This is a genomic window from Pseudomonas putida (assembly GCF_005080685.1).
Taxonomy (GTDB): Bacteria; Pseudomonadota; Gammaproteobacteria; order Pseudomonadales; family Pseudomonadaceae; genus Aquipseudomonas; species Aquipseudomonas putida_V.
This window is the reverse complement of the sequence record NZ_CP039371.1, coordinates 338,930-365,286: the sequence shown is the minus strand read 5'-3', so window position 1 is coordinate 365,286 and position 26,357 is coordinate 338,930. Positions and strand designations below refer to the sequence as shown.

General features: G+C 63.4%; 22 protein-coding genes and 1 pseudogene. 14 read left to right on the top strand and 9 right to left on the bottom strand.

All coding sequences use genetic code 11. From position 1 onward, the window contains the following. Positions 1-11: 11 nt before the first annotated feature. Both E6B08_RS01725 and E6B08_RS01720 read right to left on the bottom strand, forming a co-directional pair. Complete coding sequence (locus E6B08_RS01725) at positions 12-692, bottom strand: Cro/Cl family transcriptional regulator (RefSeq protein ID WP_136912509.1); 681 nt, start codon at positions 690-692, stop codon at positions 12-14. A 3-nt stretch (positions 693-695) separates the two neighbouring features. Further along, complete coding sequence (locus tag E6B08_RS01720) at positions 696-1,529, bottom strand: TIGR04255 family protein (RefSeq protein ID WP_136912508.1); 834 nt, start codon at positions 1,527-1,529, stop codon at positions 696-698. Positions 1,530-2,483: 954 nt separating this feature from the next. On the opposite strand from E6B08_RS01720, the gene E6B08_RS01715 reads away from it, so the two are divergent. Next, on the top strand, positions 2,484-2,696 hold the full coding sequence (locus tag E6B08_RS01715; RefSeq protein WP_136912507.1) for a hypothetical protein: 213 nt from the start codon (positions 2,484-2,486) through the stop codon (positions 2,694-2,696). Positions 2,697-2,738: 42 nt separating this feature from the next. Here E6B08_RS01715 and E6B08_RS01710 read toward each other — a convergent pair. Then, positions 2,739-3,036 (bottom strand): annotated as a pseudogene (locus E6B08_RS01710) (GTP 3',8-cyclase MoaA); the annotation flags it as partial. 144 nt (positions 3,037-3,180) lie between these two features. On the opposite strand from E6B08_RS01710, the gene E6B08_RS01705 reads away from it, so the two are divergent. The 3 genes from E6B08_RS01705 (at position 3,181) to E6B08_RS01695 (ending at position 4,687) form a co-directional block, all read left to right on the top strand. Continuing rightward, the gene (locus tag E6B08_RS01705) at positions 3,181-3,387 is read left to right on the top strand and encodes a DUF3079 domain-containing protein (protein WP_136912506.1); all 207 of its coding nucleotides are present in this window, start codon (positions 3,181-3,183) and stop codon (positions 3,385-3,387) included. Between the two features lie 105 nt (positions 3,388-3,492). Further along, positions 3,493-4,074 (top strand): DUF6036 family nucleotidyltransferase, encoded by a 582-nt coding sequence (locus E6B08_RS01700; protein ID WP_136912505.1) that lies wholly within the window; start codon positions 3,493-3,495, stop codon positions 4,072-4,074. After that, a complete protein-coding gene (locus E6B08_RS01695) occupies positions 4,049-4,687 on the top strand; it encodes a hypothetical protein (protein WP_238349277.1) in 639 nt (212 codons plus the stop codon). The genes E6B08_RS01700 and E6B08_RS01695 overlap by 26 nt, the downstream gene beginning before the upstream one ends. Positions 4,688-4,735: 48 nt before the next feature. Here E6B08_RS01695 and E6B08_RS01690 read toward each other — a convergent pair whose 3' ends face one another. Next, positions 4,736-7,033 carry a TonB-dependent siderophore receptor gene (locus tag E6B08_RS01690; protein ID WP_136912504.1) on the bottom strand — a complete coding sequence of 766 codons (2,298 nt, stop codon included), beginning with the start codon at positions 7,031-7,033 and terminating at the stop codon, positions 4,736-4,738. Between the two features lie 140 nt (positions 7,034-7,173). Between E6B08_RS01690 and E6B08_RS01685 the strand changes: the two genes are divergently transcribed. The 3 genes from E6B08_RS01685 to E6B08_RS01675 all read left to right on the top strand — a co-directional run bounded on the left by E6B08_RS01685 (position 7,174) and on the right by E6B08_RS01675 (position 11,066). Further along, complete coding sequence (locus E6B08_RS01685; protein WP_136912503.1) at positions 7,174-7,893, top strand: response regulator; 720 nt, start codon at positions 7,174-7,176, stop codon at positions 7,891-7,893. A 1-nt stretch (position 7,894) separates the two neighbouring features. Next, positions 7,895-9,262, top strand: coding sequence for an ATP-binding protein (locus tag E6B08_RS01680; RefSeq protein WP_136912502.1), 1,368 nt, complete (start codon positions 7,895-7,897; stop codon positions 9,260-9,262). Positions 9,263-9,401: 139 nt separating this feature from the next. Next, positions 9,402-11,066 (top strand): FMN-binding glutamate synthase family protein, encoded by a 1,665-nt coding sequence (locus E6B08_RS01675; RefSeq protein WP_136912501.1) that lies wholly within the window; start codon positions 9,402-9,404, stop codon positions 11,064-11,066. 239 nt (positions 11,067-11,305) lie between these two features. Here E6B08_RS01675 and E6B08_RS01670 read toward each other — a convergent pair whose 3' ends face one another. From E6B08_RS01670 to E6B08_RS01655, 3 genes are all read right to left on the bottom strand, one after another. Beyond that, on the bottom strand, positions 11,306-12,595 hold the full coding sequence (locus E6B08_RS01670; RefSeq protein WP_136912500.1) for an OprD family porin: 1,290 nt from the start codon (positions 12,593-12,595) through the stop codon (positions 11,306-11,308). A gap of 758 nt (positions 12,596-13,353) precedes the next feature. Next, entirely contained in the window at positions 13,354-14,460 is a 1,107-nt protein-coding gene (gene aguA / locus E6B08_RS01660; protein WP_136912498.1) for an agmatine deiminase, read from the bottom strand. Between the two features lie 215 nt (positions 14,461-14,675). Further along, positions 14,676-17,576 carry an aminotransferase gene (locus E6B08_RS01655; RefSeq protein ID WP_136912497.1) on the bottom strand — a complete coding sequence of 967 codons (2,901 nt, stop codon included), beginning with the start codon at positions 17,574-17,576 and terminating at the stop codon, positions 14,676-14,678. A gap of 175 nt (positions 17,577-17,751) precedes the next feature. Between E6B08_RS01655 and rfbB the strand changes: the two genes are divergently transcribed. The 7 genes from rfbB to E6B08_RS01620 are packed head-to-tail and all read left to right on the top strand — an operon-like array spanning position 17,752 to position 24,817. Then, entirely contained in the window at positions 17,752-18,834 is a 1,083-nt protein-coding gene (rfbB, locus tag E6B08_RS01650) for a dTDP-glucose 4,6-dehydratase (RefSeq protein ID WP_136912496.1), read from the top strand. Then, on the top strand, positions 18,831-19,706 hold the full coding sequence (rfbA, locus tag E6B08_RS01645; RefSeq protein ID WP_136912495.1) for a glucose-1-phosphate thymidylyltransferase RfbA: 876 nt from the start codon (positions 18,831-18,833) through the stop codon (positions 19,704-19,706). Before rfbB ends, rfbA begins: the two co-directional genes overlap by 4 nt. Continuing rightward, complete coding sequence (gene rfbC, locus E6B08_RS01640) at positions 19,703-20,248, top strand: dTDP-4-dehydrorhamnose 3,5-epimerase (protein ID WP_136912494.1); 546 nt, start codon at positions 19,703-19,705, stop codon at positions 20,246-20,248. The genes rfbA and rfbC overlap by 4 nt, the downstream gene beginning before the upstream one ends. Next, positions 20,245-21,105, top strand: a complete 861-nt coding sequence (rfbD, locus tag E6B08_RS01635) for a dTDP-4-dehydrorhamnose reductase (protein WP_136912493.1) — start codon at positions 20,245-20,247, stop codon at positions 21,103-21,105. Before rfbC ends, rfbD begins: the two co-directional genes overlap by 4 nt. A gap of 39 nt (positions 21,106-21,144) precedes the next feature. Beyond that, the gene (locus E6B08_RS01630) at positions 21,145-22,959 is read left to right on the top strand and encodes a sensor histidine kinase (protein ID WP_136912492.1); all 1,815 of its coding nucleotides are present in this window, start codon (positions 21,145-21,147) and stop codon (positions 22,957-22,959) included. Then, positions 22,956-24,365, top strand: coding sequence for a sigma-54-dependent transcriptional regulator (locus E6B08_RS01625; RefSeq protein ID WP_136912491.1), 1,410 nt, complete (start codon positions 22,956-22,958; stop codon positions 24,363-24,365). Before E6B08_RS01630 ends, E6B08_RS01625 begins: the two co-directional genes overlap by 4 nt. Beyond that, positions 24,362-24,817, top strand: a complete 456-nt coding sequence (locus E6B08_RS01620) for a YiiD C-terminal domain-containing protein (protein ID WP_136912490.1) — start codon at positions 24,362-24,364, stop codon at positions 24,815-24,817. The genes E6B08_RS01625 and E6B08_RS01620 overlap by 4 nt, the downstream gene beginning before the upstream one ends. A gap of 40 nt (positions 24,818-24,857) precedes the next feature. On the opposite strand, the gene cysQ is transcribed toward E6B08_RS01620, so the two are convergent. Then, on the bottom strand, positions 24,858-25,733 hold the full coding sequence (cysQ, locus tag E6B08_RS01615; protein WP_136912489.1) for a 3'(2'),5'-bisphosphate nucleotidase CysQ: 876 nt from the start codon (positions 25,731-25,733) through the stop codon (positions 24,858-24,860). Beyond that, positions 25,730-26,296, bottom strand: a complete 567-nt coding sequence (nudE, locus tag E6B08_RS01610) for an ADP compounds hydrolase NudE (RefSeq protein WP_016394173.1) — start codon at positions 26,294-26,296, stop codon at positions 25,730-25,732. Before nudE ends, cysQ begins: the two co-directional genes overlap by 4 nt. Positions 26,297-26,357: the final 61 nt, after the last annotated feature.

Here is a 26,357-nt window from a genome sequence, read left to right as displayed (position 1 = left end):
CAACAGCTACCTCATACTCTGTCTTTCAAATGCGGCGATCCGACCGACGCGAGGTCTACGGCAGCCCGATTTCGGTTCTTCAGTCTCGACTCCATGACTGCGCGCTGTGCGCCTTCCTTTTCAGCCATGGCAATGAGTTTTCCTGCTGCCTCTACACCCGACATGCCGCCGGCAACGGCTTCAAGTAGAGACGTACCACCTGGAAGCTTCCGCTTGGCATTCACTTGTCCTGCGAGCGGGTGGGCCACGATACGGTCGGCAGCCGCAGCCAGCTCGTAGAGCAGAGCTTGGTTACCCTCTGAGATGTGCTCACCGGCTTGCCAGTTGTAGATAGCCTGCCTCGAAACTCCGAAGATCGATGCCAATTCAGTCACCGCTGGCTTCAAAGTGGTGCGCACATAAGACAACGCTTCTGCAGCTGTCCTCGGAGCAACTGCGGAATCAAGCTTGGCGATACCTTGAACTGATGCTCTGTATTCCCTGCTTTCACGGCTCTCACGAGGCTGAGGTTGTGGTGCCAAGGTGCCAATGCACAGAGCGAAGGCAACGGTCAGTCCATATCCCCAAGCTAGCGCAGTACTGCCTGTGGAGCTCTTGGCTTTCTCGCGCTCAGCTTCGAGATGCCGACTCGCGGCATTGAAGGATCGGTCTGCCAGACCCGAGCTTGGGGATGGTGCATACATCGTGTTCATAGGTTAACTCCATGCTGTCCGTGCGTGGTCCGTCACGGTCGCGTTAAAGAACAACTTAACGAGGTCGTGAAGGTGTTGGAACCTATCTCTAATTTCAGCCGAATCGTATTTTCGGCGCTCGGAAAAACTGGCGTCGACGTCGACGGTTGCATGCTGTCCATTGAGCTCACTGAAGCGCTGACCAATCTTGAGCGGGGCGGGCAACAGATCTGGCGGGAAGCGGAGCTCGCTGTTTTGGACAATCACCCGCGACACCACCTGTCCAATGTTAGGAATGGTGGCCGACGACTCGGCAAACGAATGGTTATACGTCAGTGGCTGTCCTTCGAACTGGTATACCTGTCCTAGGTCGAGTGAGGCAGGAGTGCCCCAAACCTCACGAGCAAGATACTGCTGCAAGGTTTCCCCTTCTGCAGGTACAACCGCATCAAGGTATCTCAGGCCTAAACGCTCAAAATAAGCTAGGCCATCGACCGCTTCCTCCAAGATCTTCAGGCCTCGTTCCAGCTCGGCATAGAATTCCGGGAAGGTCTCGTATTCGGTGCAGCGGAACGAAAGCGCACTAGGTTCCAGCAGGAAGCCTTGGGTGCCTTCGAGATTGGAGAACGTATAGCTCTCGATCTGCTGAGCGCCAGGCTTGAAAGGTTGCGTGTCATCGCCACCGGTAACTGCGCCAAAAGAGAACTGCATCTGCTGAGCGCTGCTGAAGTCCGGATAACCGGCCTTTCGCATGCGCTCCTGGATCGCCGGAAGGTAGGACTTCAGCGACAGCAGGGGGTTGTGACGCACCTGGCCGATGGTGAAGTAGACCGGGGCGTTTGCGTATTTCGTTCCCATCTCGATTACTCAGCTTGACACTTTGATTGACAGTTTACAGCTAGGTTTACACGCTAGCAAACGCTGGGTTGGGTTGTATCTGGATTGAACCTACCCCGAGCTAGGCTCACAGCAACTGATTCGGCCGGCAAACCACAGCTGACCTGGGTCTAGGATGAGACTACCGTTCGTCGCCTCATGAGCCTCGCGCGAGAACCTGACCCCGGAGTTGGCTGGAGGACCACATGCACCAAGATATGTTGAGAGCTGTAGAGATACCCCACCCGAAATGAAAATCGGCTAACCGGTCTAGAGAGGACTGCCCACCGGCGTTCGTTCTCAGCATTCTATAAGCCGGGGCGGGTGGATCGCGCAGCGTGGACCGAGTAGAACTCCTCCAGCCCCCCTGAACTGAGAGCGACTCCCATATCTGATACCACCGCTCAGCCTTGAATGGATTTGCGGCTGGGATGGATGAGTACAAGCTTTAATCAAGAATTAGGCTGGCAAGCCCTTCCCCAAGGATACTTTTAGAGATAGAGGCCTACATTTACATGAAAAAATATATTTTAAATCATTGAGTTACGATATTTTTCGACTCCTGGTGCCGCACCATACGCAGTATCAAAGAAGGCTCACCGAAAGGTGGGCCTTTTTTGTTTGCGTCGCAAAACCCTCATCACCCAGGGTCGTGCCGAAACAAATACCTTGCTGCCGACGCGATCGGTGTAGGAGCTGGCTTGCCTGCGATGGGCCGCGCAGCGGCCCCAATCCCGACGATGTAGAGCTTGAGCGAACACGAGGCGCACCTTCTTCACCGCCACGCTCGGCTGCACACCGCCCCTCCCGACCGTTTACCCGACAACCCCCTGAACACGATGAGCGGTCAGTCTCGCGCCCCACCGGGCCGGCATAATGGCATCGCCTTTTTCCAGCGATCCGCCTCTTCATTCCGCCACTGCGAGCCTTTCTGCAATGCAAACCGAAACACGGTACTCGATCATCCTCGAACACAACGCCGAGGTGCTGCTTGAGAACGCCTCCATGGCGCAAGTGGAAGCCTTCTGGGATGCCAACGACACCCGCTACTTTGGCTTGCGCATGGAAGACCAGGACAGCACGGATGTACGGGTGCTGGTTTCGGATGAAATGGCGAAGGAAGACGAGCCAGAGCTGTTCGCCCGGTAACCTCTAATCGCCATCTCCAACTGGCTGGAAAGAAGCCCGGTTCTAGCCACCACTGGCATTCATCAATGCGCAGCACCTGCACCTCATCGCTGCCCAAGAAATGCCGTGCTGGCTTGCGTAGCAGGGCATCGAGCACCGGGGCGTCTTCACCCGAATAACGGCGCAGCAGCCCACGCAAGTCCAGCGAGTGCTCGTGGCCCAGGCACAGCAGCAGGCGCCCTTCGGCGGTCGTGCGCACGCGGCTGCAGGTGTCGCAAAAATGCTGGCTGATCGGCGAGATGAAACCGATGCGCGTGTCGGGATGGCCGCTGACGCGCACGTAGCGGGCCGGCCCGCCGTTCTAGTCGGCGCGGCCCACATCGCCGAGCGGCACTCCTCGAAGGAGGTATCACCTGGGTAGTTCCAGCGAACGTTGATTTCGATCAAGGCTGGCAGGGGTGCCGGACATAGGCTTAAGCCACGAGGCAACTGCTGGAGGCGTACCATGGCCAAGAAATTCCCAAGCAAACCAAGTCACCCCGAGCGTATCTGCTGGGGCTGCAACTTGTATTGCCCGGCCAAGGCACTGGCTTGCGGCAACGGGGCGGAGCGGACGATGCATCCGCTGGAGTTGTTTGGGGAGGATTGGGAAAGTTTCGAGAGCCGGTTGGAAGCAACTTCAGACAGAAAGCACGCCCACGAGAAACGCTAGGTGCAGGCCTCTTGGAAAGGCATATTACAAGGCAATGTTTCATCGAAACAGTTTCGCGACCTTGCTTGGATAGACTGAGTGCTATCAAGCCCAAGGAGCTGCCTGATGCTGCATCTCGACACCCCCCTGGCCCTAGCAGTACGCACCCTTTTCGACCGTGCCCTGCCGTTGCTGAAAAGCCGTCCTCCAGGGACCGTGAAAATCTATGTGTTTGGAGGATGTGCCTTGCACATACTGACAAACGCCCGGGGCAGCGCTGATGTTGATGCGGAAGTGAAAGCCAGCGAGAAACTGCTCAGAGACGAGATCCGGGCGGTTTACACCGCGCCTGAAGATTACGAACAGAACGGTCTTGATCTGTCCGTTGTGTTCAACCAACAGTTCAACAATTCACTATGCCCCTTGCATGAGGATTATGAGGACCGGGCTATCCCCCTTGCGGATCATCAAGCCTCTCCAATGCAGGTTTTCATTGCTCACCCAATCGATCTCGCCATCTCCAAACTTGGAAGATTCACCCAACGCGATCAGGAAGACATCCATCTACTCATCGGCGCAGGCAATCTTGACCTTGCTGAATTTGATAGCCTTGCGAGAGAAGCAATTGACTACTACCCCTGTGACAAAGGCACCGTAACCAGTTGCCTGAGGTTGGTTCTCGATGAAGCACGAGAAAAAAAAAGCTGACAAGCCCGCCCACCGTCTGGCTGCGGATGTAAATCAAGCACCAGGCAAAGAGGAATTGGGTGCTCAATTCGACGCCCGGCTGACCAAGCTATGGGCGCTCGTATCGCCTGACGCCTGTGTTTATGACGAACACGTGCGCCAAGCGCTCGACTATCTGGTCGTGCAGGCAACCAAAATGCCCTTGGGAAAAGTGGACAAGACAGTTGCCGAAACCTTTGCGCTGTTGTTCTGGTACAGAAACGAGGACATGCGCGAATCGTTGGAACATCGCCTGAGTTCCCCCGGTGTCGCGCCGGTCAGAAAACGCAGATTGATGTACCTGGTCGATCGACTTCGCCGATTCCCCTGCATGAGGCCAGAGCAAGCTGAGCAAATGAAAATGCTGGTTACAAAATGGCAAGATTTGACCCGCAACTTGAATGACAGGCTGGTTCAGCGCGCCAAGGCACTTAATGAATACGATAAAGTTGCAGTGACCTGGGGCGTCGCTGAACCCGTAGGCCATGTGATGGGAATGGTGCTCGAATTGCAGACCCGTCATTTTGCAGACGCCCATCACCTCCCCAGTGGATATCCCGAGCTTTCGACGCAGCGTGACGTCGGCCACCGCTGATGATCCAGCCATCGATACAAAGGCCCGCAAAGCGAGCCTTTGTAGCATTCAGAACGCCGTGCTCACGGTCAGCGACATGTTCCTCGGATCGCCATAGATCGCCCCCGCATAGAACCCGTACTGGGTGTAGTAGTGCTTGTCGAACAGGTTGTCGACATTCAGGCTCACCGCCGTGTCGTCCGTCAGCTGGTACTTGGCCATGGCGTTCCAGATCGCGTAGCCCGACCAGTTCACGTCCGTAGCCCCCGCACTCACCCCATTGACCGGTTGCCCAGCAGGGCTGGAAATCGCGCGGATATTGCTCTGCGCCTTGACGCCCGCCCCCAGGGTCAGGCGATCGAGCGGGCCGGACAGGCGGTAGGTGGTCGAGGCCTTGAACAGGTGCGACGGGTCGCTGCGGCCGTCGCTGTCCACGCGGCGGAAGTGCAGGTAGGTGTAGCCGGCGTAGACGTTCCAGTTCGGGGTCAGCGCACCGGCGATCTCCAGGTCGATACCATCGGTTTCCTGACCGGTGCCGGCCTTGTAGGCATCGCCACCGGTCGGGGTGGTCAGGCCGTCGTCGAGTACCGCCTTGTTCTCCTGCTTGGTGCGGAAGTACGCCGCCGATGCATTCAGCCGCCCGTCCAGCCACGCCCCCTTGATACCGGTTTCGTAGCTTTGGCCACGGATCGGCTCGACCTTGGTACCGCTGGCGGTCTCGGCGGTTTGCGGATTGAAGATGTCGGTGTAGCTGGCGTACAGCGAGTAGGTGTCGTTGAGGTCATACACCGCGCCCAGGTACGGGGTGACGATGCCGCTGTTCTGCTGGTTGCTGCGCACGCCACTGACGTTGCGGGTGGTCGCGGAGTAATCAGTGGTGCGCATGCCGACGATCACCGAGAACGGGTCGGTGATGCTCAGGCGGGTGGCGGCATACATGCCTTGCAGGCGCGTGGTGGTCTTGCTGTGGCGGCCGGTGCGCGAGGCGAGGATGTCGTAGTCGCTGTCCACGCCGTTGTGCCAGTTGGTCAACGGGAAGCCGTTGTTGGCGCGGAACTGACAACCTACCGACGGCGCGCTGACGCTGTCGGCGCTGACCATGGTGCAGCTGTACTCCGGCGACCAGGCCACGGTACGGCTGTCGTTGTAGCCGACCATCGCCTGGTGGGTGCGGCCGAACAGCTGGAACGGGCCAGAGAGGTCGATCTGCGCGGACTGCTGGGTGGTGTCGGTGGAGCTGTGCAAGCCGTTGAGCACTGCGCCGCTGCCATCCTGATCCCAGTAGCCGCCGTAGCTGCCACGGCCCGCCGAGTTGACCTTGGCCAGGCCACGATGGTTGAGGACTTCGGCAGTGCTTTGCGCGGCCTTGAGGTCGAGGGTCCAGTCGTTGTCGAAGCGATGCTCCAGCGAGCCGAAGGCGGTGCGCGTGGTGTATTCGCCAAAGCTCCAACTCGGCACCAGGTTGGTGCTGCGCGGCAGGTCGGTCTTGCTGCCATCGCGGTACCAGATGGGGATGTTGGCGCCCCAGCCGCCACCGACCACCTTGTTGTATTCGTACTGGTAGCCGGCACCCAGCGTGGTGGCATCGTCCAGGTCGAACTCGAAGTTGGCCAGGGCCGCGCGCGAACGCTCGGACTGGTTGTCGCGGAACGAGTTGGCGTCCTGCTGGGTCATCACGAAGCGTGAGCGCAGGCGGCCATCCTCGGACAGCGGCAGGTTGAGATCGGCGCCCAGACGGCGTTTGTCCCAGCTGCCGTAGGTGGCATAGGCGCTGCCACCGAAGGTTCTGGTCGGGGCCTTGCGGATCAGGTTGACGGTGGCCGATGGGTCGCCGGTGCCCCCGAGCAGGCCGTTGGCGCCACGCACGATGTCGATGCGCTCGTACAGGTCCATGTTCAGCGCATTGCCGCCACCGCTGAAGTCGGAACCGCCCTGGAACTGCAGGCCGTCGACCTTCCAGTTGCTGATCGAATAGCCACGGGCGCGGAAGTCGGTGCGCCCGCCCACTTCCGACTTGCTGCTGCTCACGCCGGGGGTGGTATCGAGCGCCTGCTCGATGGTGCGCACGTCGCGGTCGTCCATCTGCTGGCGGGTGATGGTGGTGATCGACTGCGGGGTCTGCCGAGGCGTCAGCGTGAGGCCGGTGGAACTGCGGCTGTTCTCGACCGTGTAGCCGAGCTGGCCGGCATCGTCTGCGGGCAGCAAGGCGCTGTCCTCGATCTGTGTGGCGTCGAGTTCCAGCGGTTGGCCATCTGCAGCCATGGCGCCAGCGCTCAGGGTCAGTGCGATGCACAAGGCAAGTGGGTTGAGACGGCTGGCGCCGCAGGTGTGGAGCTGAGCGTGGTGAAGGATGCTTTGAGGTTTCATTTGGGAAGACTTCGTATTCGCAGATGATTTTTTGTTACGATTCTAGGGATTGGCCCCTTGGGCTCCATGCCCGGCTTGTACGGGGATGTAACTGAACGTAATGAGCGCCGCCGGCCCTCCCCGAACAGGTGTTTTTCCCCATGAGCACTACCCTGCTGGTCGTCGACGATGACGACGAGATTCGCGAACTTCTCTGCGATTACCTGACCGATGCCGGCTACGCCGTGCTGGCAGCGGCCGATGGCGATGGCATGCGTGAGCAACTGGCGCGGCACAAGGTCGACCTGGTGGTGCTCGACCTCATGCTGCCCGGCGAGGATGGCCTCAGCCTGTGCCGGCACTTGCAGGCGATGCCTGGGCTGGCGGTGATCATGCTGTCGGCCAAGGGCAGCACCTTCGACCGCATCATCGGCCTTGAGGTGGGCGCCGACGATTACCTGGCCAAACCCTTCGAGCCACGCGAGTTGATTGCCCGGATCAAGGCCGTGCTGCGACGTCCGCAACGCCTGGAGGCGGCCTCGCCAGAAGCTGCGGGGCAGGCGCTGGAGTTCGCCGGTTTTCGCCTCGACCCGGTCAAGCGTCTGCTGACCTGCCCGGATGCCACGGTCCACACCCTGCCCCGCTCCGATTTTCGCGTGTTGCACGAGTTGCTCGAAGCCAATGAACGCGTGGTGTCCCGCGACCTGCTGACGCGCAGCGCCTTTGGCCGCGATCACCTCCCCGACGACCGCTCGGTGGACATGTGCATCAGCCGCCTGCGCCAGCACCTGCGCCGCGCCCCGGCAGCCAGCGCGCAGATCCTCACCATCCGCAACGAAGGCTACCTGCTGACCCTCGGCCAGGCCGAGGCGCACGCCTGAAATGCGCTTGCTGCGGCGGTTGTGGCCGCGCACGCTGTTCGGCCAGTTGCTGCTGATCATGGTCAGCGGCACCCTGGTCATCCAGCTGATGTCGAGCAGCATCTGGTTCGATGTGCGTTTCGCCCAGGTGCTGGAGGCTCCGGTGCGGCTGATCGCGGCGCGCAGTGCGCCGTTGATCGCCAAGGCCGATTGCCACGCCGGCAGCCTGCAGATTCCAGCGCACTATCGGCTGCGCTGCGCCGAGGCCCTGCCGGCGGTCGAGCACGACGAGCGGCGCGGGCGGCGCCGGGTCGAACTGCTGCTGCGCCAAGCGCTCGACTACGAGTTGGGGCATGAGCAACCCGTGCGCCTGCTGAACGTGCAACTGACCGATGAGCTAGGACAGCCAATCGTCTGGCGGAGCCTGTTCGGCCTGCGCACCGCCCAGGCCCATATCGCGTTCGCCGTGCCCCTGGCCGATGGTCACTGGCTGACCATCGACGGTCAGGAGCTGCAAGGCTGGAGCGGCGAATCGGCCTGGGTGCTGATCAGCGATTACCTGTTGCGGGTGTACGCGCTGCGCATCGTCGCGGTGCTACTGGTCTGCCTGGTGGCGGTACGCCTGTGCCTGCGCCCGCTACGGCGCCTGGCCGATGCCGCACGCGGCCTGGGCAGCAACCTCGAACAACCGCCGCTGGCCCTGGATGGCCCACAGGAAGTTCGCCAGGCAGCCATGGCCTTCAACGCCATGCAGCAACGCCTGATCGCCATGGTCAACGACAAGGCCTACTTCCTCGCCGCGGTATCCCACGATCTGCGCACGCCGCTGACACGCATGCGCCTGCGACTGGAGCGCCTGCAGGACGACGAGCAGCGCGAACGGCTGCGACAGAACATCACGCAGATGGACGACATGATCGGCCAGGTGCTGGACTACCTGCGCGCCGGCGAGCAGCAGAACCTGCAACAGGTCAACCTCGATCGCCTGGTGGCGCGGCTGTGCGCCGACCTGGCCGGCGTCGACGAGCCGCTGCCGATCCATGGCCAGGTCGGCAGCCTGCAGGCCGACGCCCTGTTGCTGCAACGCTGCCTGCAGAACCTGCTGGTCAATGCCTTGCGCTATGCCAGGGAGGTCTCGGTCAGCCTGGAAAAGACCGCCACGGCGGTGCTGATCCATGTCGATGATCGCGGCCCCGGCATTGCGCCGGCGATGTTGGCGACCATTACCGACCCGTTCGTGCGCGGCGAAGGTTCGCGCAACCAGACCTCCGGCGGCTATGGGCTGGGGCTGAGCATCGCCCTGCGCATCGCTACCAGCCATGGCGGTGAACTGGTACTGCTGAACCGCGAAGGCGGTGGGTTGCGCGCCAGCGTGCTGTTGCCCTTGTAGGGGCTCGCTTGCCAGCGATGGGGCCACCGCACACACGCCCTCCCCCCTGAACAGGTAACAGTCTTTTACCGTTTGCCCGGGTTTTCCGCTCGTCGCCTTTGCCTATCCTAGGCCCGGTCATACAGACCGTGATGAACCTATGAAGCATTCCCTACCCAGCCGCTACGCCTGCCTGGCCACCTGCCTGATCTTCACCTTCGCCAGCCTGCCGCTGCTACCCCTGCACCCCTGGCTCTGGCCATTCACCCTGGCCACCGCCCTGCTCAGCCTGGTCGGCCTCAATGACCTGCGCCAAAGCCACCATGCGGTACGCCGCAACTACCCGATCCTGGGCAATATCCGCTACTTGATCGAGACCATTCGCCCGGAAATCCGCCAGTACCTGATCGAAGGCGACGATGAAAAGCTGCCGTTCTCCCGCTCGCAACGCTCGCTGGTGTATGCCCGGGCCAAGAACGAAAGCGCCGAGAAGGCCTTCGGCACGCTCAACGATGCCTACAAGCCCGGGTTCGAATTCATCAGCCACTCGATGCTGCCGGCACCCACCCCCGACCCCGCCTCGTTTCGCATCACCATTGGCGGGCCGCAGTGCCGCCACCCTTACTCGGCGTCGATCTTCAACATCTCGGCGATGAGCTTCGGCGCCCTCAGCGCCAATGCCATCGCCGCGCTGAACCAGGGCGCACGCCTGGGCCGCTTCGCCCACGACACCGGCGAAGGCAGCATCAGCCCCTACCACCGCGAGCATGGCGGCGACCTGATCTGGGAGATCGGCAGCGGCTACTTCGGCTGCCGTGACGATGATGGCGGCTTCGACCCGCAGCGCTTTGCCGAACAAGCCCAGGCGGCTCAGGTGAAGATGATCGAGATCAAGCTCAGCCAGGGCGCCAAGCCCGGTCACGGCGGCATCTTGCCGGCGCACAAGGTCAGCCCGGAAATCGCCGCCACCCGCGGGGTGCGGGTAGGCGAGGACTGTATCTCGCCGGCCGCGCACAGTGCCTTCCGTACACCCGTCGAGCTGCTCAAATTCGTCGCCAGGCTGCGCGAACTGTCCGGCGGCAAGCCCGTGGGGTTCAAGTTCTGCCTGGGTCACCCGTGGGAGTTCATGGGCATCGCCAAGGCCATGCTGGCCACCGGCATCACCCCGGACTTCATCGTCGTCGATGGCAAGGAAGGCGGCACCGGCGCCGCACCCCGCGAGTTCAGCGACAACATGGGCGTGCCGATGCGCGAAGGCCTGATGTTCGTGCACAACACCCTGGTCGGCCTGAACCTGCGCCAGCACATTCGCATCGGTGCGGCGGGCAAGCTGGTCAGTGCCTTCGACATCGCCAGCGCGCTGGCCATCGGTGCCGACTGGGTCAACTCGGCGCGCGGCTTCATGTTCGCCATCGGCTGCATCCAATCGCAGAGCTGCCATACCAACAAATGCCCGACCGGCGTGGCGACGCAAGACCCACTGCGCCAGCGGGCGCTGGTGGTACCGGACAAGGCCGAGCGCGTGGCGAGCTTCCACCGCAACACTTTGCATGCCCTGGCCGAGATGCTCGCGGCTGCCGGCCTGGAGCATCCGTCGGAGCTCAAGCCCAAGCACCTGGCGCGGCGCATCAGCAGCAGCGAGATCCGCCAGTTCTGCGACCTGCACCAGTTCCTCAAGCCGGGTGAACTGCTCAGCGGCTCGATCGAAAGCGAGTTCTATGCACGGATGTGGCGGATGGCGCGCAGCGACAGCTTCGCTCCGGAAACCGGTGAGGTGGCGCAGGCGGTGGCCGTGATACGCCGGAAAGAAACAGCCCCGGCATAGGCCGTAATGCTGTTCACTTAAGCTCTGCATCGCCGGCATTGGGGCCGCCTTGCGGCCCATCCGACCGGTCCGGCGCTCCGGCAAGGCCGCTCCCACATTGTCCGTGTTTGCCCTGTAGATGGGGGCTTTCACGGTCATTGTGGGAGCGGCCTTGTGTCGCGATGGGCTGCGCAGCAGCCCCGGCATTCTTAAGTAAACAGCCCCGGCATAGGCCGGGGCTGTTGCAGACGCCGATTCGATCAGAAAAAGCTGATCGGGTATTCGACGAACACGCGAACTTCGTTACCGTCGTCGAAGTAGCCGTTCTGGCGAACGCTCTCCGAGGTACGCAGCCACGAGCCACGCAGTTTGACCGACAGGTCCTTGGCCGGGCCGTCTTGAACCACGTATTGCAGCTGGTTGAAGATCTCGCGCTCGGTACCTTCGCCGAAGCCGTGGGTGTTGATGTTGTCACCCCGCACGTAGGCGATCTTGTAGCTCAGGCCCGGTACGCCGTAGGCGCCGAAGTCCAGGCGGTAGGCGATCTGCCAGGAGCGCTCGTCCTCGGCGTTGAAGTCGGACCAGTAGGAGTTGGCCAGGTAGATGGTCGAACCACCGTCACCCACGCCGCCGCGGTCCTGGTACCAGCCGTACTGGTAGCCGGTACTGCCGGTGCTGCGCTGGTGGGCGATGGTCACCGAGTGCGGGCCGAAGGCGTAGGTGGCCGCCAGGCTCCAGATGGTGTTGTCGTCGCCGGTCAGGTCGGCACGGTCGACGTACTTCTTGTCGATGTCCGACTTGTAGCCGTTGAAGTCCAGGGTCAGGGACTGGTCTGCCGAGATCGGGTAGACGTAGTTCAGGCCCAGGTAGTGCTTCTTCATGACGTCCTGGACATCGGACGTGTACAGGGAAGCGGTGAAGTTATCGGTGAACTTGTAGCTACCGCCGAAGACGTCGATCGACTTCAGGTGGCCGCTGTCACGACCTTCGGCGCTCTTGCGCGCTTGCTGGGTGAAGTGACCGGCGTTCACCACCAGGCCTTCGATCTCCTTGGAGGTGATGAAGGTACCGGTGTAGCTCTCAGGCAGCAGGCGGCTGTCGTCGTACTGCAGCACTGGCAGCTCGGGCATCATGTCGCCGTACTTGAGCACCGTGTTGGAAACACGGAACTTGATGGCGGCGCCGCCACGGGCCAGGTTGTGCGGGGAGTTGGCCGGATCGGTATCGCTGGCCTTGAAGAAGTCGATGCCGGCAGCGCCGTTACGGCCCTTGCCACCATCCAGACGCAGTGCATACAGGCCGAAGGCGTCGACGCCCACGCCGACGGTGCCCTGGGTGAAGCCGGACTCGAACTTGCCGATGAAGGCCTGGCCCCACTCGCTCTGGTCGTTGGTGCCGTGCTTCTTGTCGCGGTTCATGTACGCGTTGCGCAGCAACAGGTTGGCATGGCTGTCTTCGATGAAGCCCTTGCTTTCGGCCTGGTCGTTGGCCTGTGCCTGGGTCGCGGCGATCATCGCCAGAGCGACCAGGCTGATCCTGGTTTTCAACATTTTTTTTCCTTATTTCGTAATCAAAAACGCGCTGCAAAATGACGCCGGGAACCAACGCCCCTTTCGTAGGCTTCGACGCTATGCGGATCCGAACTGAAAAGCCCGCTGGAACGTGCGCAGCGGGCCTTGAACAGCAGCATGGCCAAGTGTTGGCCAGCAGGCGTTGGCCGAATCCTAGCCGCGTGTGATTACAAATGTCAAAAACTCGTGAAATGCAGGTTGATATAACCAAATTTTCGCTTTAGGTCGGTGCATTTTGTCGCATGTTTCCGACAGGCCCAGAGCATTTTGTCCTACAACAGGGCAGGCCCTGGAAAAGCCTTGAGCCACAAACGAAAACGCCACCGCTTGGGCGGTGGCGTTTGTGCGTCGGCAGCGGCTGGAATCAGCGCCAGACTGCCTGCAGGGCCTCGAGCTCAGCATCGCTGAGCAGACCTTGCGGGTAACGCCCGTCAAGCAGACGTCGGGGGTCGGTCGTCCTGACCCGTTTGCATCCATGGTGCTTCAACCACTGCGTCAAGATTTTGAGCGATTGAGGATTCATTGCCGATGGGGGCAAAACCGACTCACTTGCGGCGTTCATCTCTACACGTACTCCCTGGGCCGTGAGCGGCTAACTTACGTCGTCATTGTTACAGTACGGGGTGCCGTATCTGCTTGAAAAAACAATACAAAACGTATGCCATCCTGGTATACCAGATGTCGCCCAAACAAAAAGGCCCGTCCATGGACGGGCCTTTTTCGCGGCAGGGAGGCCGTCAGCGCTTGGCCGGTGCCGGCTGCTGCTGGGTCAGGCAGTGAATGTTGCCACCCCCGAGCAGCAGCTCACGACCGGGGATCATCACCACTTCATGGTTAGGGAAGATCCTCGCCAGAATCGCTCTGGCTTCGGCGTCCGCCGGGTCATCGAAGCTCGGCGCGATGATGCCGCCATTGACGATCAGGAAGTTGACGTAGGAGCCGGCCAGACGCACCGATGGGTCGCGTTCCTGGCTGCCTTGCACCTGGTCGACGCCCGCGCACTCCTCTTCGGTGGCGTACAAGGGGCCTGGAATCGGCATCTTGTGCACCACGAACTCACGGCCCTTGGCATCGCGGGTGTTTTTCAACACCTCGTAGGCTGCGTGGCAGCGCGCGTAGTTGGGGTCGTTGGAATCATCGGTCCAGGCCAGTAACACTTCGCCTGGCGCTACGTAACAGCAGAAGTTGTCGACGTGGCCGTCGGTCTCGTCGTTGTACAGGCCGTCGGGCAGCCAGACGATGGTGTCGACGGCCAGATGGTCACGCAGGATGGCTTCGATCTGCTCGCGATCGAGGTGCGGGTTGCGGTTGCGGTTGAGCAGGCATTCCTCGGTGGTGATCAGCGTGCCCTCGCCGTCGACGTGGATCGAGCCGCCTTCGAGCACGAAGCCCTCGGTGTGGTAGCGCTGGCAGCGTTCCATTTCCAGCACCTTGGCAGCCAGTTCCTCGTCACGGTTCCACGGCGCATACAGCCCGCCGTCGAAACCACCCCAGGCGTTGAATGCCCAGTCCACGCCGCGTACCTCGCCGTGGTCGTTGATGACGAAGGTCGGGCCGGTATCGCGTACCCAGGCGTCGTCGTTGCTGATCTCGACCACACGGATATTGGGCAGGTCGAGTTGGCGACGGGCGTTTTCGTATTGGCCTGCGGACACCGCCACGGTCACCGGCTCGAAGCGGGCGATGGCCTTGGCCAGGGTCAGGTGCGCCGCTTGGGCCGGCTTGCCACCCAGGCGCCAGTTGTCCGAACGCTCAGGCCAGACCATCCAGACCTGGCTCTGCGGTGCCCACTCGGCGGGCATGTGGAAGCCATCGGCACGGGGCGTGGAATTGAGGGTTTTCATCGATAAACCTCTGCGAAGGCCCGGTGTCGATCCGCACCAGGTCGTTGGTCGATTGGATAGCAGCGCAGTGCGTCAGTTCTGCCGGCGCGACAAGCGCCTCAGGATAAGCCCTTTATATCCGATATATATCGATATTTGAAGCAAATTGATTGATTATTTATCTATAAAAATAGCCGCATATACCGATAACAATCGGCATATGCGGCGATAGAAGGTTAGAGACCTTCTGACAGGACGCGGTCTACGCTGTCGACGAAATGATCCACGCTAGTGCGGGTGGTGCACATCGGCGGCTTGATCTTGAGGATGTTCAGGTAGTCGCCAGTCGGCTGCATGAAGATGCCCAGGTCGCGTAGGCGGTTGCACAGCAATTGGGTTTCCTGCGTGGCCGGCTCCAGGGTCTGGCGGTCGCGCACCAGTTCCAGGCCCAGGTAGAACCCCGAGCCGTGGGCTGCACCGGCAAGCGGATGTTTATCGACCAAGGCCTGCAGGCGAGCCTTGAAGTAGGCCCCGGTTTCCCGCGTGTTCTGCCACAGCCCCTCCTCCTGCATGACATCCAGCACGGCGATGCCGATCCGGCAGCTCACCGGGCTGCCGCCAGCCGACGAGAAGAAGTAACCCTCGGCCTCCAGCGCCTCGGCGATCTCGCGGCGAGTGATCACCGCACCCAGCGGCTGGCCGTTACCCATGCCCTTGGCCATGGTGATGATATCGGGCACCACGCCTTGTTCCTCGAAGCCCCAGAAGTACTCGCCGAGGCGGCCGTAGCCCACCTGAACCTCATCGGCGATGCACACGCCACCCCGTGCTCGCACCTGGGCGTAGGCCTCACGCAGGTAACCGGCGGGCAGCGAGATGCCACCGGCGTTGCCGTATACCGGCTCGCAGATCATCCCTGCCAGCTGGCGGCCTCGGGCGTCGAGGTCGGCGAGCTTGGCCTCGACATCGCGCAGGTACTCGGCGGCGCTGTCGGCACCGCGGTAGCGACCACGGAAGGTATTGGGTGCCTCTACCGGATGCACCCAGTCCGGCCTCGTCTCCAGGGCCTGCGGGTTGTCGGCGATCGACGTGGAGATGGCGTCGGTGGCCACCGACCAGCCGTGGTAGGCCTCCAGCACGCTGAGCAGGTCACGCCCGCCGCTGAAGGCCCAGGCCAGGCGAATGGCCAGGTCGTTGGCCTCGGTGCCACTGTTGACCAGGAACACCCGGTCGAAGCCGGGCGGTGCCAGGGCCAGCAGGCGCTCGGAGAACTCGGCGATGGCCGCGTAGTGGAAGCGCGAATTGGTGTTGAGCAGCGACCACTGCCGCGCCGATTCGGCGGCCATGCGCGGGTGACCATGGCCGAGTACCGCGACGTTGTTGAGCATGTCGAGGTACGAGCGGCCCTGCATGTCGATCAGGTAGTTGCGCCAACCGCGCTCGATGTGCGGCGGCTGGGCGTAGTAGTGCTTCTGCGAGCGAGCGAAGCTGGCATCGCGGCGCGCCAGCAATTGCGCCGGGTCTTGCAGTGGCTCGGCGTCGCAATCGAAGCCCAGCAATGCGGCTGGCGATGGACACAGGGCCAGCCAAGCGGCGGCATGCGACGGCTTGGCGAAGGAAGGTGGCTGCACCTGCGGCGCTCCGCACAGCTGCACGCCGAGAATGGCCGAGGCGCTGCCCAATGACTGGCCCCGGGTAATCGCCGCGCCGTCTTCCGGAGCCTGCTCCAGGCCGCTCAGCCACAGGCTCCAGCCGGCGCTGCGCAGGCAACCACGGCCTTCGCCGGTACGCTGCCAGGTGCCGTCCTGTGGCGCTTGCAGCGCCGTGCCGGGTTGCACGTGCAACTCCACGCCCAAAGCGCAGGTGGCCGGTTCGTCCGGGCGGTCGACATGGGTTTGCGAGAGGCGGTATTGGCCATGCAGGGTGCACGCCGGCGCGGGCTGCGCCAGCAGCAGGTGCCGGTCGAACCCGGGTTGCTCCCAGTTGCCAGCCTCGTAGTGTGGGCTGAGCACACCCAGGTCGAGCCGCGCCACGGGCTGGCCGGCCAACGCTGGGAGCAAGGGCAGGCAATCGAGCAAGGCAGGAGATTCGGCGGTGAACCCGGCAACCTGCAGGATGGCCGCTTCCATCAACGCGCAAGGCACTGCCGTGGCGGTGTCGAATATTTCCCATTCATGGGCGATGTTGTCGAGGATGTACTGGTTGCCAGGCTCCACCGCCAGTTGCTGCTCGCTGCTCAGTACCAGCACTGCGGCGCGGTTCAGCACCAGCGGCCACAAGGCACGCAGCTCGGCCTCGGTGAGCGGGTTGCAGGCGTGATAGGCGGCCACGGCAGGCAGGATGCGCAGCGGATCGCCCTCGGCGTGGTGCAGCAGCGCCGCGCAGGTCACCGATAGGTCGGCGACGCGCCAGGTGCGCAGCAGGTCGCCGAAATCGATCACCCCCTGCAGTTGCCACTGGCGTTCGCTATCGCGGGCCCACACGGCGTTGTCATCGGTGATGTCCAGGTGCACGGCCTGGCTAGGCAGTTGCGCGGCCAGCGGCGCCAGGCGCTCGGCTGCGATCTGCGTCGCCTGCAAGACGCGGCTGCGCTTGGTCGCGTCCTGCAAACCTGGAAGCAGGTGGGCGATCAGCGCCTGGGCATGTTGCGGGTCCCACTGCAGCGTACGCACCAGGCCTGGATGATCGAAGCCTGCCAGGGCCTTGTCGACCCGGGCGCACAGCTCGCCGAGTTCGGCCATCAGCCGTGACGGCATGTGCGTGAGGCGGGTCAGCGACTGGCCGTCGATGTAGTCGAGCAGCCGCGCACGCAGGGCCTGGCCGTCCACCTCCACGGCCAGCAGCGCCTGGCCGTCGCGTGCACTGCGCACCGCCGGCACCGGCAGGCCCTGGGCACGCAGGTAGGCCAGTGCGGCGTGCTGCGCCTCGAGTTCGACCTGGGCATAGCTTGCGTGGCAGACCTTGAGCACGAACCGACCCTGGTCGCTGTCGAGCTTGAAGTTGAGGTCCTGCTGGCTGCCCAGTGACTGCAAGCTACCCGCCAGATCGTAATGCGCCCGCAGCAGGGCATGCGCCTGGGCCTCGCTGAGCGAAGGACTGGGCTGGCTGGAACGCTGGATCAGGGTGTGGAGCGGCATGAACGGGGGACCTCGGTCTTTTTTCCGCATATATCGCCATTAGCGAGGCCAATAAACAAGTGGAGGTTTGCAACCAGGCGTCGGACACACGGTGCAGCAATAACTTGCCTAGGGGATCCGCAGCCGACAAGCTAGGCTGGTTAAGCACAAACCTCTTGGCCAAAGGCAATTGCACATGCGCATCCTCGTTACCGGGGGAGCCGGCTTCATCGGTTCGGCCCTGATTCGTCATCTGATCGAGCACACCGAGCATGAGGTGCTCAACCTCGACAAACTGACCTACGCGGGCAACCTCGAATCACTGCAGCGCATTGCGGGCAACAGTCGCTACGAATTCGTAAAGGCGGATATATCCGATCAGAGCACCGTCGCAGCGTTGCTGGAGCGCTTCCAGCCAGATGCGATCATGCATTTGGCGGCCGAGTCGCATGTCGACCGTTCAATCGATGGCCCGGCAGCGTTCATCCAGACCAACATCGTCGGTACCTACGCCCTGCTCGAAGCCACTCGCGCCTGGTGGAATCGTCAGCCTGCGGACAAGCGCCAGGCCTTTCGCTTCCACCATATCTCCACCGACGAGGTGTATGGCGACCTGCACGGCGTCGACGACCTGTTCACCGAGACCACCCCCTACGCGCCGAGCTCGCCGTATTCGGCCAGCAAGGCGGCATCCGACCATCTGGTCCGTGCCTGGCACCGCACCTACGACCTACCGGTGCTACTGACCAACTGCTCGAACAACTACGGCCCGTTCCAGTTCCCGGAAAAGCTCATCCCGCTGATCATCCTCAACGCCCTGGCGGGCAAGCCCCTGCCCGTTTACGGCAACGGCCTGCAAGTGCGCGATTGGCTGTTCGTCGAAGACCACGCCCAGGCCCTACTAAGCGTGGTCACCAAGGGCAAGGTTGGCGAGACGTACAATATCGGGGGCCACAACGAACAGCAGAACATCGATGTAGTCCGCAGCATCTGCACGCTGCTCGAGGAGCTGGCACCCGTGCGCCCAGCCGGTGTGGCAAACTATGCCGACCTGATCACCTTCGTCCAGGACCGCCCCGGCCACGACCTACGCTACGCCATCGATGCGAGCAAGATCGAACGCGAACTGGGCTGGACGCCTGAAGAAACCTTCGAGACCGGCCTGCGCAAGACCGTGCAGTGGTACCTCGAAAACCTCGAATGGTGCAGGCATGTCCAGGATGGCCGCTACCAAGGGGCCCCCTTGGCCAACTCCGACTTAAACGATCTGATCGCATGACCAAAGGCATCGTCCTGGCGGGCGGCTCCGGCACCCGTCTTCACCCCATCACTCTCGGTGTTTCCAAGCAACTGCTGCCGATCTACGACAAACCGATGATCTATTACCCGATCTCGGTGCTGATGCTGGCCGGTATCCGTGACATCTTGCTCATCTCTACCCCTCGAGACCTGCCCCAGTACCGCCAGTTGTTCGGTGACGGTAATCAATTCGGCCTCAACGTCAGCTACGCCGAACAACCCTCTCCAGACGGCTTGGCCCAGGCCTTCCTGATCGGAGAAACATTCATCGGTAACGACTCGGTATGCCTGATCCTTGGTGACAACATTTTCCATGGCCAAGGTTTCAGCGAGCAGCTTTTGCGGGCTGTGCGCCAACCTTCCGGAGCCACCATCTTCGGTTACTGGATCAAGGACCCCGAGCGCTTCGGCGTGGTGGAGTTCGACGACCAGGGCACTGCCCTGTCGATCGAGGAAAAACCGCTCGAGCCGAAGTCCAGCTACGCCGTCACCGGCCTGTACTTCTACGACAACGACGTGGTCCAGATCGCCAAGGGCATCAAGCCGTCGCCACGCGGCGAGCTGGAGATCACCGACGTCAACAATGCCTACCTGCAGCGCGGCGACCTGCGCGTCGAGCGCTTCGGCCGTGGCTTCGCCTGGCTCGACACCGGCACCCACGACAGCCTGCTGGAAGCGTCGCAGTACGTGCAGACCATCGAGCACCGCCAGGGCCTTAAAGTGGCCTGCCTGGAAGAAATCGCCTTCCAGAAGGGCTGGATCAGCCGCGAACAGCTGCTGGCCAAGGCCGAAGACCTGAAGAAGACCGGTTACGGTCAGTACCTCCACACCCTGGCGAAAGAGCACGCATGAACACCATCAAGACCGCCATTGCCGATGTCGTGATCATCGAACCCAAGGTGTTCGGCGACAGCCGCGGCTTCTTCTTCGAAAGCTTCAACGCCCGCGCCTTCGCCGAACAGACCGGCGTCGACGTGGAATTCGTCCAGGACAACCACTCGCGCTCGCAGAAAGGCGTGCTGCGCGGCCTGCACTACCAACTGCAAAACGCCCAGGGCAAGCTGGTGCGCGTGGTCCAGGGCGAAGTGCTGGACGTCGCCGTGGACATCCGCAAGAGCTCGCCGACCTTCGGCCAGTGGGTCGCCGTACGCCTGTCCGCCGACAACCACCGGCAACTTTGGGTGCCGGCAGGTTTCGCCCACGGTTTCGTGGTGCTGAGCGAGTCGGCCGAATTCCTGTACAAGACCACCGACTACTACAACCCGGCTGCCGAACGCTGCATCCGTTGGGATGACCCGACCCTGGCAATCGACTGGGAGCTGGCCGAGCAACCGCAGCTGTCGGCCAAGGACCAGGCCGGCGTGTTGTTCAAGGACGCGGAGCTGTTCCCATGAAGATCCTCGTGTGTGGCCGCAACGGCCAGGTCGCCCAGGCCCTGCAAGCGGAACTGGCCAGCCTCGGTGAGCTGCACGTGCTCGGTCGCGACCAACTCGACCTGGCCCAGCCGCAGGTCCTGCGTGAGCCGCTGCGGGCACTGGCTCCGGACCTGATCATCAACGCTGCCGCGCACACGGCGGTGGACCAGGCCGAGAGCGAGCCGGAGCTTGCCTTCGCGATCAACGCCCAAAGCCCCCAAGTACTGGCCGAGGAAGCCGCCCGCCTGGGCGTGCCGCTGATCCACTACTCCACCGACTATGTGTTCGACGGCGACAAGCCAGCCCCGTACACCGAGGACGACGCACCGAATCCGTTGGGGGTATATGGCCGCAGCAAGCTGGCCGGTGAACAGGCCATCGCTGCCGTGGGTGGCGAGCACCTGATCCTGCGCACCAGCTGGGTCTATTCGCTGCATGGCCGTAACTTCCTGCTGACCATGCAGCGCCTGCTGCAGGAGAAGCCCGAGTTGCGTGTGGTCAGCGACCAGATCGGCGCACCGACCTGGGCCAGCACCATCGCAGCCAGCACCCGTGCCCTGATCGAGCGCTGGCAGGGCGGCCAGGCCGGCGCCTGGGGTACCTACCACCTCACCGCCCAAGGCGAAACATCGTGGTTCGGCTTCGCCCAGGCCATCGGCGAGCAACTCAAGGCCCGCGGCCTGCCGTGCGCCGAGCTGCTGCCGATCCCGTCCAGCGAGTACCCGACGCCTGCGCGCCGGCCGTTCAACTCCCGACTGGACTGCTCTCGCCTGGCGCGTGAGTGGGCTGTCAGCCAACCTCACTGGCAGCAGGCGCTGATCGACTGCCTGAAGTAGCGCATAATTGCGCCAGACCCTTCTGGCGCATTCCACCCGATGATTGCAAAGCCCACGCCTCCCCGTCGCCCACGCTGGCGCAGCCTTGCCCTCCTGGCCCTGTGCCTGGCCCCAGTGCTCTGGCCGGTGCACCATCTGGCCGAGCGCTATTACCAGGATCAGCTGGCCTCGCAGAACCGCCAGACCCTCGACCTGTACGTCGCCAACCTGCTCGGCACCCTGCACCGCTACGAGACCCTGCCGCAGATTCTCGGCGACCTGCCGGCGCTGCGGGGCGTGCTGGCCGACCCGTTCCGCCTCGAGGCGGTGACCAACGCCAACCGCCTGCTCAAGGACATCGCCCACCAGACCGGCGCCGAGGTGATGTACCTGATGGACGTCAGCGGCAACACCCTGGCCGCCTCCAACTGGGACAAGCACGACAGTTTCGTCGGGCGCAACTTCGCCTTCCGCCCCTATTTCAACGAGGCCATGGCCGGGCACCTGGGCCGCTTCTTCGGCCAAGGCACCACCTCGGCCAAGCGCGGCTATTTCTTCGCCGCTGCGGTCCGCGATCGTGAGCGGGTGATCGGCGTGCTGGTGGTCAAGGTCGATCTCGACCACACCGAAACCCTCTGGGGTCGCACACCAGAGCAACTGCTGCTGACCGACAACAACGGCGTGGTCGTGCTCACCTCGCGGCCCGAGTGGCGTTTCCGTGCCACCCGCCCACTGACCGAGGCCGAGCGCCAGGCGATCATTGCCATCCAGCCCTACCCGACCCAGGCGCCGCAACCGCTGCAGCTCAACCCTGACGCCTGGATCTCGCAGAGCCGCGACATCAAGGAAACCGGCTGGCAGGTGAGCATCCTGGCACCGCGCATGTTGGTCGACCGCTCGGTACAGACGGTGATGGCCATCGGCGGTGCCACGCTGCTGGTGCTGATGCTGCTGGCCGGCCTGCTGATGCAGCGGCGTCGCCACTACATCGATCGCATCGATTTCGAAGCCAAGGGCCGCCAGGAGCTGGAAAAACGCGTGGCCGCGCGCACCGCCGATCTCGAAGGGCTCAATACACGCCTGAAAAGCGCCGTGCTCGAACGCGAGAGCGCCCAGCAGGATCTGGTGCGCGCCCAGGACGAACTGGTCCAGGCCGGCAAGCTGTCGGTGCTGGGCACCATGTCGGCGAGCATCAGCCACGAACTCAACCAGCCCCTGGCGGCAATCCGCAGCTATGCGGAAAACGCCGAGATCCTGCTCGACCACCAACGCACCGAGGACGTGCGCGGCAACCTCAAGCTGATCGGCGAGCTGACCGGACGCATGGCCTCGATCATCGCCCATCTGCGCGCCTTCGCCCGTCGCGATCGCCATGCGCCGGAGAGCGTGGCGCTGCAACCGGCACTGGACGACGCCCTGGCCCTGCTCGCCAAGCGCCGGCGCGCGATGGCCGTCGAGCTGATCCGCGACCTGCCCGAAGCGACCCTGTGGGTGCAGGCCGGCGAGACCCGCCTGCGCCAGGTGCTGGGCAACCTGCTGGCCAACGCCCTCGACGCCCTGACCGAAAAGGCCAACCCGCGCAGGCTCTGGCTGAGTGCCGAAAAACGCGAAGACGACGTCTACCTGTACATCCGTGACAATGGCCCCGGCTTCAGCCGCCAGGCCCTGGAGCACGCCAAGGAGCCGTTCTTCACCACCAAGACCCGCACCCAGGGCCTGGGCCTGGGGCTGGCCATCTGCGAGAGCCTGATGCTGGCCTTGGGCGGCGAACTGCTGATGGGCAACCACCCGGAAGGCGGCGCCTTGCTCACCCTGCGCCTGCGCGTGGCCAAGCCCGGTGCCAACCTGCAATCTTCGGAGGATACGTCGGCATGACGACCGAGCCACTGATCGACAGTCACGCCCAGGTGATCCTGGTCGACGACGATCCCCACCTGCGCCAGGCCCTGAGCCAGACCCTGGACCTGGCCGGGCTCAAGGTGCTCGCCCTGGCAGACGCCCAGGGCCTGGCCGAACGCATCGAGCCGGACTGGCCCGGCGTGGTGGTCAGCGATATCCGCATGCCGGGCATCGATGGCTTGCAGCTGCTCGAGCAACTGCACGGTCGCGACAGCGAACTGCCGGTGCTACTGATTACCGGCCATGGCGACGTGCCCCTGGCGGTGCAGGCGATGCGCGCCGGAGCCTACGATTTTCTGGAAAAACCCTTTGCCAGTGATGCCCTGCTCGACAGCGTGCGCCGTGCCCTGGCCCTGCGCCGCCTGGTGCTGGACAACCGCAGCCTGCGCCTGGCCCTGAGCGATCGCCAGCAACTGGCCACGCGCCTGGTCGGCCACTCGCCGGCCATGCAGCGCCTGCGCGAGCAGATCGGCGCCCTGGCCGGGACCCGCGCCGACGTGCTGATCCTTGGCGAGACCGGTGCTGGCAAGGAAGTGGTGGCGCGCGCACTGCACGACCTGTCCAGCCGCCGCGACGGCCCCTTCGTCGCCATCAACGCCGGCGCCCTGGCCGAATCGGTGGTCGAGAGCGAGCTGTTCGGGCATGAGCCCGGCGCCTTCACGGGCGCGCAGAAGCGCCGCATCGGCAAGTTCGAATTCGCCAACGGCGGTACGCTTTTCCTCGACGAGATCGAGAGCATGAGCCTGGACGTACAGGTGAAGCTGCTGCGCCTGCTGCAAGAGCGCGTGGTCGAGCGCCTGGGCGGCAACCAGTTGATCCCACTGGACATCCGCATCATCGCCGCGACCAAGGAAGACCTGCGCCAGTCTGCCGACCAGGGACGCTTTCGCGCCGACCTCTATTACCGCCTCAACGTGGCGCCGCTGCGCATTCCAGCGCTGCGCGAGCGCGGCGATGACATCCTGGTGCTGTTCCAGCACTTCGCCGATGCCGCCAGCGAGCGCCACGGCCTGACGCCTCACAGCCTGCAGCCGGGCCACCGTGCCATGCTGCTGCGTCACGAATGGCCAGGCAACGTCCGCGAGCTGCAGAACGCCGCGGAACGTTTCGCCCTGGGCCTGGAACTGGCACTCGACGGCCAGGTACCACCGCCGCCGGCCACTGCCACCACGGTCGTGGTCGGCAACCTCAGCGAACAGGTCGAGCAGTTCGAGCGCTCGCTGATCGCCGCCGAACTGGGTCGGCCACATGGCTCCATGCGCAGCCTGGCCGAAGCCCTGGGTATTCCGCGCAAGACACTGCACGACAAGCTGCGCAAGCATGGCCTCCACTTCGAGGGCGGCAGCAGCGGGCACGACGACCAGGAGGACAACCGCCCATGAGCACCGACGCCCAGTACCTGCAAACGGTCCTGCACAGCGACATTCCCCTGACCCGCGAGATGGGCTTGGAAGTTATCGATTGGCAAGGTCACTGCCTGCGCCTGCAGCTACCGCTGGCAGCCAACGTCAACCACAAGAGCACCATGTTCGGTGGCAGCCTGTACTGCGCTGCCGTGCTGGTGGGTTGGGGCTGGTTGCACCTGCGCCTGCGCGAGCAGGGCATCGACGACGGCCATATCGTCATCCAGGAAGGCCTGATCAACTACCCACTGCCGGTGACCGGCACTGCGGTGGCGCGCTGCGCGGCGCCGGACGAAAAGACCTGGGAGCGCTTCCTGACGATGTACCAGCGCCGCGGTCGGGCACGCCTGACGCTGCTGACCACGGTGAGCAACGCCGGCAGCGATGAGCCCGCCGTGACCTTCAGCGGGCAGTACGTCTTGCACCGCTGATAGGCTGACTTCACTGGCCCTGTCGCCGGCAAGCCGGCTCCTACAGGCTGGGCGTATCCGGTAGGAGCCGGCTCGCCGGCGATGAGGCCTGACCTGCAATGTGCTGCTCGATGAACGCCTGGCGCCAGGCGGCCGCAGCAGGCATTGCCAGGAAGAAGGGATTGAGCAGCGATTCGCGCGCCGGATAGCGAAACGGCTGGCCATCCACTTCGATCACTTCGCCGCCAGCCCCCTCCAATACACCTTGCGCCGCAGCCGTGTCCCACTGCGAGGTCGGTGCCAGACGCGGATAGCAGTCGGCACTGCCTTCGGCCAGCAGGCAGAACTTCAACGAGCTGCCGATATTGGCCAACTCCAGCTCCCCCACCACAGCCCCCAGCCCGGCCAGCAAGGCCTCCTGTTCGGGGCTGGAGTGACGGCGGCTGGCTACCACGGTGAAGCGGCCATCGGCCGGCGGGGTGTCGCGCACCTGGATCGCCACGGCCTGACCATCGGCCTCGGCGCGCCAGGCGCCCAGGCCGCGTCCACCGAAGTAAGCGCGCCCGTTGGTTGGCATGGTCACCACGCCGAACACCACCTCACCGTTCTCGATCAGCGCGATATTGACGGTGAATTCCTCGCTGCCGGCGATGAATTCCTTGGTCCCGTCCAAGGGATCGACCAGCCACCAGCGCTGCCAGCCCTGACGTTCGGCCAGGGGGATATTGCAATCTTCCTCGGACAGTACCGGGATCTGCGGCGCCAGCGCCTGCAAACCGTCGACAATGACCTGATGCGCGGCCAGGTCGGCAGCGGTCACCGGGGAGTCGTCGGCCTTGCTCTGCACGGCAACGTCGGCGCGCCAGTAAGGCAGGATCGCATGGCCGGCCAAAAGGGCGAGCTTGACCACTTCATGCATCAGTCGCTGGTCGCTCATGCCTCGAACAACCCCCGCTGAATCAGCAGGTCACGGGCCAGGTACAACGCCGCCAGGGCACGCCCTTCGGTGAACTGCGGGTGCATGGCCAGGGCCGAAAGCTCGCGCAGGTTGACCTTGTCGACGCGCATCGGCTCCGGCTCGTCGCCCTCCAGGCGCTCTTCGTACAGATCGCTGGCCAGTACCACCTGGATTTTCTGGCTCATGTAGCCCGGCGACAGCGACAGTTCGGTCAGGTGCTCCAGCTGGCGTGCGCCAAAGCCGGCTTCTTCCTTGAGCTCACGGTCGGCCGCCGCCAGCACGTCCTCTCCCGGCTCGATCAGGCCCTTGGGCAGCGACAGCTCGTATTCGTCGGTTCCGCCGCAGTACTCTTCCACCAGCACCGCGTGCTCGGCGTCGAGCATGGCCACGATCATCACCGCGCCATAGCCATTGCCGCGGCCGACCAGCCGTTCGTAGGTGCGCTCGTTGCCATTGCTGAAGCGCAATTGCACGGCCTCGACGCGGAACAGGCGGCTGCTGGCGACGATTTCGCGACTGAGGACGGTGGGTTTCTGGCGCATGGGGCGGCTCCTTGGCGTGAACGGGTTACTATACCGTGGCTTGCCGACTGATCGAGAGTTT